Source organism: Pseudoalteromonas luteoviolacea NCIMB 1942 (assembly GCF_001625595.1).
Classification (GTDB): domain Bacteria; phylum Pseudomonadota; class Gammaproteobacteria; order Enterobacterales; family Alteromonadaceae; genus Pseudoalteromonas; species Pseudoalteromonas luteoviolacea_A.
This window is the reverse complement of the sequence record NZ_AUXT01000195.1, coordinates 18,601-33,055: the sequence shown is the minus strand read 5'-3', so window position 1 is coordinate 33,055 and position 14,455 is coordinate 18,601. Positions and strand designations below refer to the sequence as shown.

Annotated in this window: 10 protein-coding genes; 7 read left to right on the top strand and 3 right to left on the bottom strand. The window is 43.1% G+C overall.

Going from position 1 to position 14,455, the window contains the following annotated elements:
* Position 1 precedes the first annotated feature (1 nt).
* The 6 genes from dnaN (at position 2) to N482_RS18705 (ending at position 8,311) form a co-directional block, all read left to right on the top strand.
* A complete protein-coding gene (dnaN, locus tag N482_RS18730) occupies positions 2-1,105 on the top strand; it encodes a DNA polymerase III subunit beta (protein WP_063378502.1) in 1,104 nt (367 codons plus the stop codon).
* Between the two features lie 18 nt (positions 1,106-1,123).
* The gene (gene recF / locus N482_RS18725; RefSeq protein ID WP_063378501.1) at positions 1,124-2,212 is read left to right on the top strand and encodes a DNA replication/repair protein RecF; all 1,089 of its coding nucleotides are present in this window, start codon (positions 1,124-1,126) and stop codon (positions 2,210-2,212) included.
* A 12-nt stretch (positions 2,213-2,224) separates the two neighbouring features.
* Positions 2,225-4,642 carry a DNA topoisomerase (ATP-hydrolyzing) subunit B gene (gyrB, locus tag N482_RS18720; RefSeq protein WP_063378500.1) on the top strand — a complete coding sequence of 806 codons (2,418 nt, stop codon included), beginning with the start codon at positions 2,225-2,227 and terminating at the stop codon, positions 4,640-4,642.
* A gap of 181 nt (positions 4,643-4,823) precedes the next feature.
* A complete protein-coding gene (gene glyQ / locus N482_RS18715; protein ID WP_063378499.1) occupies positions 4,824-5,723 on the top strand; it encodes a glycine--tRNA ligase subunit alpha in 900 nt (299 codons plus the stop codon).
* A gap of 2 nt (positions 5,724-5,725) precedes the next feature.
* On the top strand, positions 5,726-7,795 hold the full coding sequence (glyS, locus tag N482_RS18710) for a glycine--tRNA ligase subunit beta (RefSeq protein WP_063378498.1): 2,070 nt from the start codon (positions 5,726-5,728) through the stop codon (positions 7,793-7,795).
* Between the two features lie 66 nt (positions 7,796-7,861).
* On the top strand, positions 7,862-8,311 hold the full coding sequence (locus tag N482_RS18705; protein ID WP_063378497.1) for a hypothetical protein: 450 nt from the start codon (positions 7,862-7,864) through the stop codon (positions 8,309-8,311).
* A 55-nt stretch (positions 8,312-8,366) separates the two neighbouring features.
* Here the strand turns inward: N482_RS18705 and tusA are convergent, their stop codons facing one another.
* The 3 genes from tusA to fadB form a co-directional block, all read right to left on the bottom strand.
* Complete coding sequence (gene tusA, locus N482_RS18700; protein ID WP_063378496.1) at positions 8,367-8,606, bottom strand: sulfurtransferase TusA; 240 nt, start codon at positions 8,604-8,606, stop codon at positions 8,367-8,369.
* A 186-nt stretch (positions 8,607-8,792) separates the two neighbouring features.
* Positions 8,793-9,959, bottom strand: a complete 1,167-nt coding sequence (gene fadA, locus N482_RS18695) for an acetyl-CoA C-acyltransferase FadA (RefSeq protein ID WP_063378495.1) — start codon at positions 9,957-9,959, stop codon at positions 8,793-8,795.
* A 1-nt stretch (position 9,960) separates the two neighbouring features.
* Positions 9,961-12,123, bottom strand: a complete 2,163-nt coding sequence (fadB, locus tag N482_RS18690; RefSeq protein ID WP_063378494.1) for a fatty acid oxidation complex subunit alpha FadB — start codon at positions 12,121-12,123, stop codon at positions 9,961-9,963.
* A gap of 350 nt (positions 12,124-12,473) precedes the next feature.
* Here fadB and N482_RS18680 point away from each other — a divergent pair, with 350 nt between their 5' ends.
* Complete coding sequence (locus N482_RS18680) at positions 12,474-14,384, top strand: transglycosylase SLT domain-containing protein (protein WP_063378492.1); 1,911 nt, start codon at positions 12,474-12,476, stop codon at positions 14,382-14,384.
* The last annotated feature ends 71 nt before the right edge of the window (positions 14,385-14,455 follow it).

The following is a 14,455-nucleotide window of genomic DNA, read 5'->3' as shown; positions in this document are numbered from 1 at the left end:
GATGCAAATAACGATAGTAAGAGAACAGTTTTTAAAGCCGTTAATGCAAGTGTCAGGTGCGATTGAGCGTAAACACACACTACCTATTTTGTCTAATGTGTTGCTAGAAGTTAAAAATGGCGTGTTAGCCATGACGGGCACTGATTTGGAAATTGAGTTAGTTGCATCTGTCATTTTGCAAAATGACACTGCGGATGCAAAGTTGACTTTACCCGCTAAAAAGCTACTAGATATCTGTAAAAGTCTGCCGGATAGTTCAGAAATTAACTTGTCTACACAAGAGCATCAAGTACTGCTCACAAGTGGTAAGAGCCGTTTTTCTCTAACAACACTTGCTGCGGAAGACTTTCCTAATTTGGAAGAGTGGCAAGGAGAGGTTGAGTTCAAATTAACGCGAATGGAACTTCGGAAATTACTTGAAGCGACGCATTTCTCAATGGCTAACCAAGATGTACGTTATTACTTGAATGGTATGTCATTTGAAGTTGATGGTAATGAAATTAAAACTGTGGCGACAGATGGCCACAGGCTAGCGATTGCGCAAAAGCAAATCGAGCAATCTTTAGGCGCGCAGCGTCAACTGATTATCCCTAGAAAAGGGGTATTGGAGATTATGAGATTGCTTCCAGCGGATGATGAAGAGTTGGCTATACAATTTGGCGCAAATCATTTCCGCGTTATTGATCAGGAAGTTATCTTCACTAGTAAGCTAGTCGATGGGCGTTTTCCTGATTATCGACGTGTACTACCTCGTGGTGGTGACAAGATTGTGACAGCGAATAGAGAGTGGATAAGAAGTGCCTTTCAACGAGTTTCTATTTTATCTAACGAAAAATTCAGAGGTGTGCGCTTAAATCTCAGTAATGGTGTATTGAAGATTAGCGCTAATAATCCAGAACAAGAACAAGCAGAAGAAACCGTTGAAGTAAATTACCAAGGTGATGACCTTGAGGTTGGGTTCAACGTTTCTTACTTATTGGATGTACTCAATACATTGAAAACTGACGATGTTCAGTTTACGTTGGCGGATTCAAATAGCAGTGCACTTATTGAAGGTGCAGGTGAAGAAGACGCAATGTATGTAGTAATGCCAATGCGTTTATAAGTAATAGTAGCGCTCTACATGAGTTTGACACATATCAGCCTCAATGATTTTAGAAACATTGAGGCACTCTCTTTTTCTCCCTCCAAAGATCTCAATTTAATTTTAGGCCAAAATGGCAGTGGCAAGACGAGCTTACTAGAGGCCATTTACTTTTTGTCCAATGGGCGCTCATTTCGTACTAACAAATATAAAATGATGATTCGTAATGAGCAGGATAAATGTGTTGTACATGGAAAGAAACAGCTACATAACTTGTCTATACCAATCGGAATTAGCAAAAGCCAAAACGGTGAAACGCAGTTAAGGATTCAAGGTCAAGCTAGCCGGAAAATCGCAGAGCTTGCACAAATATTGCCAGTTCAAGTCATAACGCCTGAAAGTTATGAGCTGTTTTTTGGAGGTCCAAAAGAACGAAGAAAGTTTCTCGATCTTGGCGTGTTCCACGTGGAACATTTGTTTTATGAAGTCTGGAAAAACTTTAATAAAGTTCTAAAGCAGAGAAATGCACTCATTAGGAGTAGACCCGCTAACTTCATTGAACAGATAAAGTTTTGGGATAAGCAATTTATTGACCTTGCTGAACAAATAAATATCTACCGAAAAGCTTATATAAGTAGGTTTGAAGGCTATTTTTTTGATAAGATAGGGGGGATTAGCTCTGTATTTGATGGCCTAGAAACTCGCTATGATGCGGGCTGGAAAGGGGAACTAAGTGAGGTGCTTCAATCGCAATTAGATCGAGACCTTAAACTTGGGTATACAAGCAAAGGCCCCCATAAAGCTGATTTTAGTTTTAAGGTCCATGGGCACAATGTTGAAGAGATTATGTCTAGAGGGCAATTAAAGCTGCTTTTGTATGCGCTTAAAATTACGCAGAATAATCTGATTGAACAAGAAACTGATAAACAATCAATATTGCTAATCGATGATTTACCATCTGAGCTGAGCTCTGAAACTCTGGGAAGTGTTGCGAAGCTACTTGCGAACTGTAATTCTCAGTTGTTTGTTTCTGCAATCAGCTCAGAAAGTTTAACGCCTGTTGTGGAACTACTTGAAAAAGATATCGAGATGTTCCACGTGGAACATGGTCGTTTAATAACAAATTAATTGGAATTAACCATGTCTGATAATTATGATTCATCCAGTATTAAAGTACTGAAGGGATTGGATGCTGTAAGAAAGCGTCCAGGAATGTATATCGGCGACACTGATGATGGAACTGGATTACATCACATGGTCTTCGAAGTTGTTGATAACTCAATTGATGAAGCCTTAGCTGGATACTGTGATGATATTTTCGTTACGATTCATACTGATGGTTCCGTATCAGTAAGAGATAACGGTCGAGGTGTACCTACTTCAATTCACCCTGAAGAAGGGGTATCAGCAGCAGAAGTTATTATGACGGTACTACATGCTGGTGGTAAATTCGATGATAATTCATATAAAGTATCGGGCGGCTTACACGGTGTAGGCGTGTCTGTTGTTAATGCACTTTCTGAAAAACTACAATTAACTATCCGCCGTGATGGCCAAGTGCATCAACAAAAGTACACGATGGGCGTGCCTGATGCTCCTCTTGCGGTAATTGGTGAAGCTGAGACTACTGGTACAGAGCTAAGATTCTGGCCAAGTCCTGAAACGTTCTCTGATATTAATTTCCATTATGATATTTTAGCGAAACGTCTTCGCGAGCTGTCCTTTTTGAACTCCGGTGTAAGTATTATTCTTACCGATGAACGTGAAGAAAATAAGCATGACCACTTCAAATATGAAGGTGGTATACAAGCATTTGTCGCATACTTAAACCGTAAAAAAACACCAGTACATCAAAGTGTTTTCCATTTTACAAGTGAACGTGATGACGGTACTTGCGTAGAAGTTTCGATGCAGTGGAATGATGGTTTCCAAGAAAACATTTACTGCTTTACAAACAACATTCCTCAGCGAGATGGCGGTACACACCTAGCTGGTTTTCGAGCTGCTTTAACAAGAACTTTGAACACCTACATGGAAAAAGAAGGGTTCAATAAAAAGAATAAGACCAGTGCAACGGGTGACGATGCCCGTGAAGGTCTCACTGCTGTAGTCAGTGTTAAAGTGCCGGATCCTAAGTTCTCTTCTCAGACAAAAGACAAACTAGTATCAAGTGAAGTAAAAGGTGCCGTTGAGCAAGCTATGGCTGAAAAGCTTAACGAATACCTACTTGAAAATCCGCAAGACGCGAAAACAGTCGTAAATAAAATTGTTGATGCAGCGCGTGCGCGAGAAGCGGCACGTAAAGCAAGAGAAATGACTCGTCGTAAAGGTGTAATGGACTTAGCTGGTTTACCAGGTAAGTTAGCTGATTGCCAAGAAAAAGACCCTGGGTTATCAGAACTATATATCGTGGAGGGAGACTCGGCGGGTGGTTCTGCTAAGCAAGGCCGTAACCGTAAAAACCAAGCTATTCTGCCGTTGAAGGGTAAAATTCTAAACGTAGAAAAAGCACGTTTTGATAAGATGTTATCTTCACAAGAGGTGGCGACGCTAATTACTGCACTAGGTTGTGGTATAGGTCGTGATGAATATGATCCAGAAAAGCTACGTTACCACAGCATTATTATTATGACCGATGCGGACGTTGATGGCTCACACATCCGAACATTGTTATTGACGTTCTTCTACCGTCAAATGCCTGAGATCATCGAGCGCGGGTACGTTTATATTGCACAACCGCCACTATACAAAGTGAAAAAAGGTAAGAACGAGCGATATATTAAAGATGACCATGCACTTACAGAATACCTAACAACGCTTGCACTAGACGGTGCATCTCTATATTCAAGCGAAGGTGCAACGGCAATAGAAGGTAATCGCCTAGAGAATTTAGTACATGATTACCAAAAAACGGTAGACGTAATTGGTCGACTACAACGTAAATATCCAGCTGCGATCATGAATCGTTTGGTTTACCAACCAGAATTAGCTGAAGCTGATTTGAATGATGAATCGAAAGTGACAGCATGGAGTGATGCACTTGTAGCAGATCTTATTAAACATGACGACGATGCGACAATATTCTCGGCATCAGTTAGCTATGATGATGAGCGTCACATGTACTACCCTATTGTGAACATTCGTCAACATGGCGTAGATAAAGCACACACCTTGAACTATGACTTTATTACTTCTAAAGATTATGCGCGTATTGCTAACACTGGAAAGCAAATTGCGCATATTGTAGAAGACGGCGGTTACATCCAGCGTGGAGAAAAGACGCAACCGATTAGCAGCTTTGTTGAAGGTCTTGATTGGTTAATCAATGAATCAAAGCGTGGCTTGTATACACAACGTTATAAGGGTCTAGGTGAGATGAACCCAGGCCAACTTTGGGAAACAACGATGGACCCAGATGCACGTCGTATGCTACGTGTGACAATTGAAGATGCAATTGCTGCAGATCAATTGTTTGCGACTCTAATGGGCGACCAAGTTGAGCCTCGTCGTGACTTTATCGAGCAAAACGCACTGAGAGTGGTTAACCTCGACGTGTAACCACAGCTGATGTAAAGCATGATAAAAAAGGAGGGGAAACCCTCCTTTTTTTCTTATAAATGCTTAATTCTATGCACTGCACACGGTATACTGAGCATAATTTTCAATCATAAAAACTCAAGTCAGCGAGATGTAAATTCTGATTTGAGTCCCATGTACCAAATAAATATAAAAGCCAACTATGCAAAAATATGATATCAAAACCTTCCAAGGGTTGATCCTGGCTTTACAGGACTATTGGGCACAGCAAGGCTGTGTAATTGCGCAACCACTGGATATGGAAGTTGGTGCGGGCACATTCCACCCGATGACCTTCTTGAAATCTATTGGCCCAGAGCCAATGTCGAGCGCGTATGTTCAACCTTGCCGCCGTCCTACGGATGGTCGTTATGGTGAGAACCCGAATCGACTACAACACTACTATCAATTTCAAGTTGTGTTGAAGCCATCTCCTGACAACATTCAGGAGCTTTATTTAGGTTCATTGGAAGCATTGGGTATTGATACATTAACTCACGAAGTACGCTTTGTAGAGGATAACTGGGAATCACCAACACTTGGTGCTTGGGGTCTTGGTTGGGAAGTCTGGCTAAATGGTATGGAAGTAACTCAGTTTACTTACTTCCAACAAGTTGGTGGTATCGAATGCTCACCTGTAACTGGTGAAATCACTTATGGTTTAGAGCGTCTTGCCATGTATATACAAGGTGTAGATAGCATTTATGATCTCGTTTGGACTGATGGTCCTATGGGTAGTGTCACTTATGGTGACGTATTCATGCAAAATGAAATCGAACAGTCTACTTACAATTTTGAGCACGCAGATGTTGATGCGCTATTTGCGCAATTCGACCAATGTGAAAAAGAAAGCCAAAAGCTAATTGAAGCGGGTCTATCTCTACCTGCTTATGAGCAAGTAATGAAAGCATCGCATGCGTTCAACCTATTAGATGCACGTCATGCAATCTCTGTTACAGAGCGTCAGCGTTACATACTTCGTGTACGCGCGCTGTCTAAAGCATGTGCTCAAGCATATTTTGAAGCACGTGAAGCTCTTGGTTTCCCGCTTTGTAAGGACTGATCATGACAACTGAAAATTTACTAGTAGAAATTGGTACTGAAGAACTACCACCAAAAGCATTGCGCAAACTAGCTCAAGCATTTGCAGATAACATGGCTACTGAATTAGAAGCCCTGGAACTTGGCCATCAAGGTATCAAATGGTATGCGTCGCCACGTCGATTAGGTGTAAAGGTAGCTGCGCTAGAAACGCAACAGCAAGACAAAGTCGTAGAGAAGCGCGGTCCGGCAATTAAAGCCGCATTTGACGCTGAGGGTAATCCAACCAAAGCGGCTCAAGGTTGGGCACGTGGTTGTGGTATCGATGTGAGTGAAGCTGATAAGCTTGAAACGGAAAAGGGCGCTTGGCTATTGCACAAAGCGACTGTTGAAGGTCAGCAAGCAAGTACGTTACTTGCGGATGTAATTGCCAAGGCGCTTGCAAAGTTACCTATTCCTAAGCCAATGCGTTGGGGCGTGAATAAGACGCAGTTTATTCGTCCTGTTCACACGGTTGCGGCACTACTTGGTAGCGAAATAATTAATGGTGAAGTACTCGGCAAGCAAATCAGCAATGAGTTGCAAGGTCATCGTTTCCACCACCCAGCTCGTACAACACTTGCTCACGCTGATGAAATCTTCGATACGTTAAAGCAAGCATATGTCATTGCTGATTATGATGCGCGTAAAGCTCAGATCCGTGCTCAAATCGAAGCGGAAGCTGAGAAGCTTGGCGCACAAGTCGCAATGGATGAAGACTTACTTGAAGAAGTAACGTCTCTTGTCGAATGGCCTGTGACGTTGACAGCTTCTTTTGACGAAGCATTCTTATCTGTACCAGCTGAAGCACTTATCTACACCATGAAAGATGATCAGAAGTATTTCCCACTGTTGAATAATGATGGGGAACTGATCAATAAATTCTTGTTCGTATCAAATATTGAGAGCAAAGATCCAAGTGTCGTTATCTCGGGTAACGAAAAAGTGGTTCGTCCTCGTCTTGCCGATGCACAGTTTTTCTTTGAAACTGATAAAAAGAAAACTCTGGAAAGCCGCCTAGAGTCTTTAGGCTCAGTTTTATTCCAGAAGCAATTAGGTACACTAAAAGACAAGTCAGAACGTATCGCTGCACTGGCTGGTTACATCGCTGAACAATTGGGTGTAGATAAAGGCTTGGCTGAGCGCGCAGGTTTACTCAGTAAAACCGACTTAATGACTGAAATGGTCATGGAGTTCACAGATGTTCAGGGCGTAATGGGTATGCACTATGCCCGTATCGATGGTGAAGCAGAAGAAGTTGCACTGGCACAAAATGAACAGTATATGCCACGTTTTGCTGGCGATGACTTACCATCAAATACAATTAGCTTTGCTGTTGCGCTGGCAGATAAGTTCGACACGTTGGTTGGTATCTTCGGTATCGGTCAAATACCAAAAGGTGACAAAGACCCGTTTGCACTGCGTCGTGCTGCGATAGGTGCACTTCGCATCATGGTAGAAAAAGCACTACCGTTGGATATCTTAGATATCGTTGCTAAAGCGCAATCGCTATTTGGTGATAAGCTGACAAACGACAACGTCGCCCAAGACGTGTTTGAGTTTATGTTAGGCCGTTTCCGTGCTTGGTATCAGGACGAAGGTATCAGTGTTGATGTAATTCAAGCAGTATTAGTTCGTCGCCCAACTCAGCCTGTTGATTTCGACCGTCGTGTTAAAGCGGTAAGCCACTTCCGTACGTTGGAAGAAGCTGAAGCGTTGGCTGCGGCCAACAAGCGTGTGAACAATATTCTAGCCAAGAATAACGTAACCAGCGATGCTGCGGTATCATCTGAGTTACTTGTAGAAGCTGCTGAGAAACAATTAGCTGAGCAGGTTGCTGCATTAACTGACGAGCTTGCGCCAGTATATGAACAGGGTGATTATCAGCAAGCTCTAACACGCTTGGCAAGCCTTCGCGAAGTTGTTGACACATTCTTTGATAACGTCATGGTTATGGCAGACGATGAAGCTGTTAAACAAAACCGTCTTGCACTGCTAAGCCAGTTAAGTCGTCTGTTCTTGAACACTGCCGATATTTCAGTGTTACAAAACTAAGCGCAGCACGTTGATTTGAGCCAGCAATGATTGCTGGCTTTTTTATTTTTATGATCGGTTAGAGAAATGCAAAAGAATACTGCTATATCATTATTGCTGGTATTAGGTATCACTGGGTGTGCATCTCCAAACATCACACCTGAAGGGCCAATGTCTATCCAGCGCAATGCAAAATTATTTGAGAGAGCCATGTATTTGCGTGGTGATTTCAGTTTGTGGGATGCCGAAGACATTTATCGCTTGCAGCCTAAGGGAGATGGTCGTTATCTAGTTCGCGCTCGTTTTATGAGTCCCGGAAAAGTATATGAATTTAAGATTGCAGATGAAAAGTGGAGTGAAGGGTATAATTGTGGTTACCGTTTCCAAGGCATGGTCCAGCTTGGTCAGCCACTTCCTGTAGATTGCAATACGGTCTACAATTATTTGAGCTTTGCACCAGATAAAAAAGGTTGGTACTCCATTACACTCGACTATCGAGACAGCTCAAACCCGACTGTTGTAGTGCAAAGAGACTAGTCGTAGGATTTGAAATAGGAAGGGCAGCAGAATTACTGTTCATTGCGCTGTCCTCTTACTTTCCTTTTTTCAGTAAGTAACGATACGGCACATTGTCCGTTTCTTTTGCTACCAATGTGTGGTCCATAAACTCGCAGAAACTTGGAATATCTCGGGCAGTAGAAGGATCATCTGCCAATATTAACAATGTCTCTCCATTATTCATTTTACGTACCATTCCTCGGATCATCATAACGGGCTCCGGACAGCGTAACCCAATTGCATCCAATGTATGGTCGGTATTATCAAAGCTCATAATGCCACTCTTAAGAAAATTTAAAGGTGCTATTCTAACGTGCCAAGCCTATAGATGAAAAGTGGCTCTGATATAAATGACAGGGAAATAATGTAAGTAAAAAAGTCTTAAAAAGAAAAGGCAAAGTACTGAAAGTAACTTTGCCTTGGTCACCAAGTTGAATTTGGCTATGACAACAAATAGGCGTTATTCAACGCGCTCGAATACGGTCGCAATACCTTGGCCTAAGCCGATACACATAGTGGCAAGACCATACTTTGCACTTTTCTCTTCCATAATATGGATAAGAGAAGTACTAATACGAGAACCTGAACAGCCCAGTGGGTGGCCTAACGCAATCGCTCCACCATTTAAATTCACCTTTTCATCAGCAACATCCAGCAATCCTAAGTCTTTCATTACTGGTAATGACTGGGCTGCAAACGCTTCATTCAGCTCTACGACGTCCAAATCTTCCACACTGATACCTGCGTGTTTTAGTGCTTTTTGAGTTGCTGGAACAGGTCCGTAACCCATGATTGAAGGATCGCAACCCGCAACAGCCATTGACTTTATGCGAGCACGAATCGGCAAGCCAAGTTCATTCGCTTTGCTTTCACTCATGACTAACATGGCTGACGCACCATCAGACAATGCCGATGATGTACCGGCTGTCACTGTGCCGCTCGCAGGGTTAAATACTGGGCGAAGCTGGCTTAGCCCTTCGAGGCTTGTTTCAGGCCTGATAACCTCATCTTGCTCAACAAGAACAGGAATTCCATGTTCATCGTGGCCCTCTGTTGGCAGTATTTCTTTGGCAAAACGACCCTCAACACTTGCTGCGTGGGCTCGTTGATGTGAACGGACAGCAAACGCATCTTGCTGCTCTCGCCCTATACTGTGCATGCTTGCTAAATATTCTGCGGTTAAGCCCATCACGCCAGCTGCTTGTGCAACTGAGGTAGACAACCCAGGGTGAAAATCCACACCATGTGTCATTGGTACATGACCCATATGTTCTACACCACCAATTAAGTAAGTGTCACCAGCGCCTGTCATAATTGCGCGTGCAGCGTCATGAAGCGCTTGCATCGACGAACCACACAGACGGTTTACAGTAACTGCTGGCACTGAGTGAGGAATACCTGCTAATAGAGCAGCGTTACGTGCAACATTAAAACCTTGCTCTAATGTTTGTTGCACACAACCCCAATAGATATCATCAATTGATTCAGGTACAACTTGAGGGTTTCGCTCAAGAATACCTTTCATCAGATGGGCACTTAAGTCCTCTGCACGACGGTGCTTAAATACACCTCCTTTGGAGCGACCCATCGGAGTACGAATACAATCTACAATAACCGCTTGTTCCATGTTACTGGCCCTCCACTTGATAGAATACTTTGCTATCAGCTGCCCAAGTGCGAGTTTGTTCTGACACCTGATAGATTTCGCCTAGGTCGGCATACTTATCTGCTATAGCAACAAATTCGCTTAACCCTATTTGGTCTAGGTAGCGGAATGCTCCCCCTCTAAATGGTGGGAAGCCGATGCCGTAGATAAGCGCCATGTCGGCTTCTTGTGGAGAAGCAACAATACCTTCTTGTAGGCAAAGCAGCACTTCGTTAACCATCGGAACCATACAGCGTTCGATAATCGTTTGCTTGTCGAATTGCTTATTGTCATCACAGATTTGGCTCAGCAGCTCAACTGACTCGGCATCTTTTGATTTTTTCAAACGGCCCTTACGATCTGGGGCGTACTGATAGAAGCCTTTTTGATTTTTCTGACCAAAGCGCTCTGCGTTTGCAAGCAGCGCAACTGGGTCCTTCTCTTGGCGAGCCATACGAGTTGGGAAGCCATCGGCCATTACGCCGGTACAATGGTTGGCCGTATCAATGCCCACAACATCCAGCAGGTATGCGGGGCCCATTGGCCAACCAAAAACATTTTCCATGACTTTATCTATTTGCGCAAAGTCAGCACCTTCAACAACGAGTTTGCTAAATCCAGCAAAATAAGGGAAAAGCACACGGTTTACAAAGAACCCTGGACAGTCATTTACAACAATTGGTGACTTACCTAGTTTCAGCGCATAGTCGACCACTGCTGCAACGGTCTCATCAGAGGTTTTTTCACCGCGAATAATTTCAACCAATGGCATTTTAGGCACTGGGTTAAAAAAGTGCATGCCACAGAAGTGCTCTGGGTTGCTTAGTGCAGAGGCTAGTTCATCGATACGGATTGTAGAAGTATTTGATGTCAAGACAGTGCCTGTTGGCATTTGCTTTTCAAGCTCAGCTAACACAGACTTTTTAACTTGAGGGTTCTCAACAACAGCTTCCACAATAATGTCAGAATTCTCTAAGTCGCGGTCATTGAGCGTTGGTTTAATTTTACCCAAGGTGGCTACCATTTTGTCGGTTGCCATATGTCCGCGCTTAACTTTCTTTCCTAAGATAGTTGCAGCTTCGTTCATACCTAAATCAAGGGCCGCTTGATTAATGTCTTTCATGACAATTGGTGTGCCTTTGTAGGCAGATTGGTAAGCTATACCGCCACCCATAATACCTGCGCCGAGCACAGCGGCTTGCTTAATTTCAGTTTGATTTAGTTTAGCCTGCTTTTTAGCAACACCTTTGATGAACTGATCTGCCAAGAAAATACCAGTTTGTGCCGCGGCTTCTGCGGTTTTTGCTAATTTAGCAAAGTTGGCATTTTCAATCGCCATTGCTTCTGCACGCGTATGATTAGCAGCAGCTTTGATAGTTTTAACGGCCATAACAGGAGCAGGGTAATGGCCTTTAGTTTTGGCCATGACCATACCTTCGGCCATCGCAAAACTCATACCTTGCTCAACACGGTTCATTTTCAGTGGGCTAAGCTTGATTTGTCTTTTAGCTTGCCAATCTAACTTGCCATCAATAGCTTGTTCTAGTGTTTTTATAGCCGCATCACGCAGTTTACCTGCTTCCACAATGGCATCGACTGCACCGACTTTAAAGGCGTCAGGTGCACGGTTTTCTTTACCAGTGGTTATCCACGTCATGGCATTATCTGCGCCTATAACGCGAGGCAATCGCACGGTACCGCCAAAACCAGGCATAATCCCAAGCTTAACTTCAGGTAAACCAATTTTTGCATTTGGTGTAGCAATACGGTAATCGGTAGCGAGTACCCACTCACATCCACCGCCAAGCGCTAGGCCATTGATTGCAGAAAGTGTTGGAAATGGTAAGTCTTCAATTGCATCAAAGACGTCAGTCGCATCTTTGATCCAACCTACAAGTTCTTGTTCTGGTCTATTGAAGGTAGGTAAAAATTCAAAGATATCCGCACCAACAATAAAGTGCTCTTTATCACTGGTAAAAATAAGGCCTTTTACATCATCACGTGCGCTTAATTCGGCTAGTGCTTGAGCACAGTCTTGTAGAGTTTGCTGAGATAGCTTGTTGACCGAGCCTGGCGTACAAAACTTAAACTCAGCGATATTGCCTTTGCAAAATTCAACAACAAAGGACTCGCGTTTGATTAACATACTGGTTCTCCGTGACACTGGTACGATGAGTTGTCATTTCATCCAGTGTGGCCCCTTTAAATGAAAATTGCAATGAAAAATTTACCGCAGATTTACTGAAAACCAAGAATCGGGATGATAAGGTGGCTAAGTGCATGGATTGGACTAAGGTGTCTTATGGTTAGCGCATTCAGTTTATTTAAACCTTTAATCATGCATAACTTTTATGAGGTGGTATATGAAACTGATATACCTGACGCGCACTGCGCGAAAAAGTTAAGGAAAGTGCCTGAGTTAGTATTTTATTCTAGTTGGTTTTATTTTTCTCAGTGCATTGATATACAACGCATTTATGTAAAGTATAGGTCGTTATGAAATTATGGTTCTCTGGTCTTGTTGCCAGTAGTATTTGCGCCTGTTTTTCCATTGTGAGTGTCAACTCATATGCGCAAAAGGCACATCAAGATTTTCTCAATGCTGAGCGTGTTGCTTGGTCTGGTAATCATGCCAAATTTAAGCAGTCTTTGAACTCTTTAGATCACCCGCTCAAACCTTATGTGGAAATGACATTTTATAAACGTCATCCAAAGTTAAAGTATCAAGATGACATTACCCAGTTTTTATCTGTGTATGATCACACGCCACTTGATTGGCCTGTGCGAAAAAGCTGGTTAAATTACCTCAAACGTCGTGGTAAAAAAGCGCTGTTTATAGAGCATTATCAAGCAACAAATAATGCCGAGTTGAAATGTACCTATCTGCAATTTCAGCTGGATTTGGGCGCCCCGAAAAAAGCCATTTTAGACCAAGTTGAGCCCTTATGGGTGGTGGGTAAGTCTCAGCCTAAAGCTTGTGATAAATTGTTTTCAGTATGGGAAAAAGCGGGTTATCGTTCGCAAGCGTTGATTTGGCAACGCATCACCAAAGCGGCACAGGATGGACAAACTTCGCTGATTAAATATCTTAAAACCCTGTTACCTAAAAATGAAGCTTACTTAGCGGACCTATATGTTGCAGTTCGTCGAGATCCAAGTGCTTCTGCAGGTTTGTATCGCTATAAAAAGCGCACTGTAAAAGAAAGCGAAATTGCTGTTTATGGTGTACGTAGACTAATTTGGCGAGACCCCAAATTGGCATTACGTGCATGGGATAAATTGCAAGGGATGTTTGATTTTACTCAAGCGCAAAAAGACAATGTGGCGTATCGTTTTGCTTTAGCCTTGGCTTCTAAAGGACATGTTCAAGCCCGCTTTTGGTTGAACAAAGTCCCGGTAGAAAAGCAAGATGTAAAGCTGCGTCAATGGCTCATGAGCAATATGCTTAAAGAGCAAGATTGGGAAGGGATTGCGGCGCTGTTTACTGGTATGCAAAACCTTAGCAACGGCCAGACGTACTGGTTGGGGTACAGTTACTTCAAGCGTGATGATAATGTAAAAGCCACAGAGCTTTGGCAGTCACTGGCCATGAAACGAGATTACTATGGTTTTTTAGCTGCGGCAAGATTGGACTTACCGCCCGCAATGAATGCCAAAGAGCTGGACATTGCTGGTGAAACTTTGCAAACCGTCTCGCAAGCTCCGGGTTTTAAACGGGCCAAGGCTCTGTATGAATTGCAGCGTTTTACCCAAGCAAGGAGAGAGTGGAATTATTTAACGAATACCTCCAGTACAGAAGAAAAACTAGCAGCTTCTTTACTCGCTGCAGAATTAGATTGGTACGACAGCACCATTTATACACTTGCTCAGATCAAAGCATGGAATTATGTAGATCTTCGCTTTCCAATGGCATTTGATACGTTATTTGAACGCTATAGTGAACGAAATAGAGTGGATTTGGCGTGGAGTTATGCCGTTGCAAGGCGCGAGAGTAGTTTTGCGCCAGACGCGAGGTCGACGGCAGATGCATACGGGTTAATGCAGCTTTTGCCCAGCACGGCAAGATATGTGGCGAAAAAGCGGGTCTCAAAACAGCAGTTGATGAAACCTGCAATGAATATCCGTTTGGGTACCGATTATCTAGAGTATCTAAAGCGTAAAGCGAGTGGCAATGAGATTATAGCGACCGCCTCTTATAATGCAGGGTACCACCGTGTTAAACGTTGGGTACCTCGTGAAGAGATACCTGCGGAGCTATGGATAGAGCTAATTCCTTATAGAGAAACGCGTGACTATGTGAAAAATGTGATGGCTTATCGTCAGGTTTATCATACAAAACTTGGCCGCGAGGGTAACGTGTTGGCAGGGATCTTGGATATGAGTATTGGTGGCAAGCAAAAGCGTTAATTGCGTAGGTGATTGCATGGGGAGTATGAGCGTGGCATCGTTTTTAGGACGGTGCTATGTTAGACTCAGAA

What these genes read in the sequence shown, in the direction of transcription:
- gyrB (WP_063378500.1), top strand. Translation starts at nt 2,225, where the DNA reads ATGTCTGATAATTATGATTCATCCAGTATTAAAGTACTGAAGGGATTG.
- glyS (WP_063378498.1), top strand. Translation starts at nt 5,726, where the DNA reads ATGACAACTGAAAATTTACTAGTAGAAATTGGTACTGAAGAACTACCA.
- N482_RS18680 (WP_063378492.1), top strand. Translation starts at nt 12,474, where the DNA reads ATGAAATTATGGTTCTCTGGTCTTGTTGCCAGTAGTATTTGCGCCTGT.
- dnaN (WP_063378502.1), top strand. Translation starts at nt 2, where the DNA reads ATGCAAATAACGATAGTAAGAGAACAGTTTTTAAAGCCGTTAATGCAA.
- fadB (WP_063378494.1), bottom strand. Translation starts at nt 12,123, where the DNA reads ATGTTAATCAAACGCGAGTCCTTTGTTGTTGAATTTTGCAAAGGCAAT.
- recF (WP_063378501.1), top strand. Translation starts at nt 1,124, where the DNA reads ATGAGTTTGACACATATCAGCCTCAATGATTTTAGAAACATTGAGGCA.
- N482_RS18705 (WP_063378497.1), top strand. Translation starts at nt 7,862, where the DNA reads ATGCAAAAGAATACTGCTATATCATTATTGCTGGTATTAGGTATCACT.
- glyQ (WP_063378499.1), top strand. Translation starts at nt 4,824, where the DNA reads ATGCAAAAATATGATATCAAAACCTTCCAAGGGTTGATCCTGGCTTTA.
- tusA (WP_063378496.1), bottom strand. Translation starts at nt 8,606, where the DNA reads ATGAGCTTTGATAATACCGACCATACATTGGATGCAATTGGGTTACGC.
- fadA (WP_063378495.1), bottom strand. Translation starts at nt 9,959, where the DNA reads ATGGAACAAGCGGTTATTGTAGATTGTATTCGTACTCCGATGGGTCGC.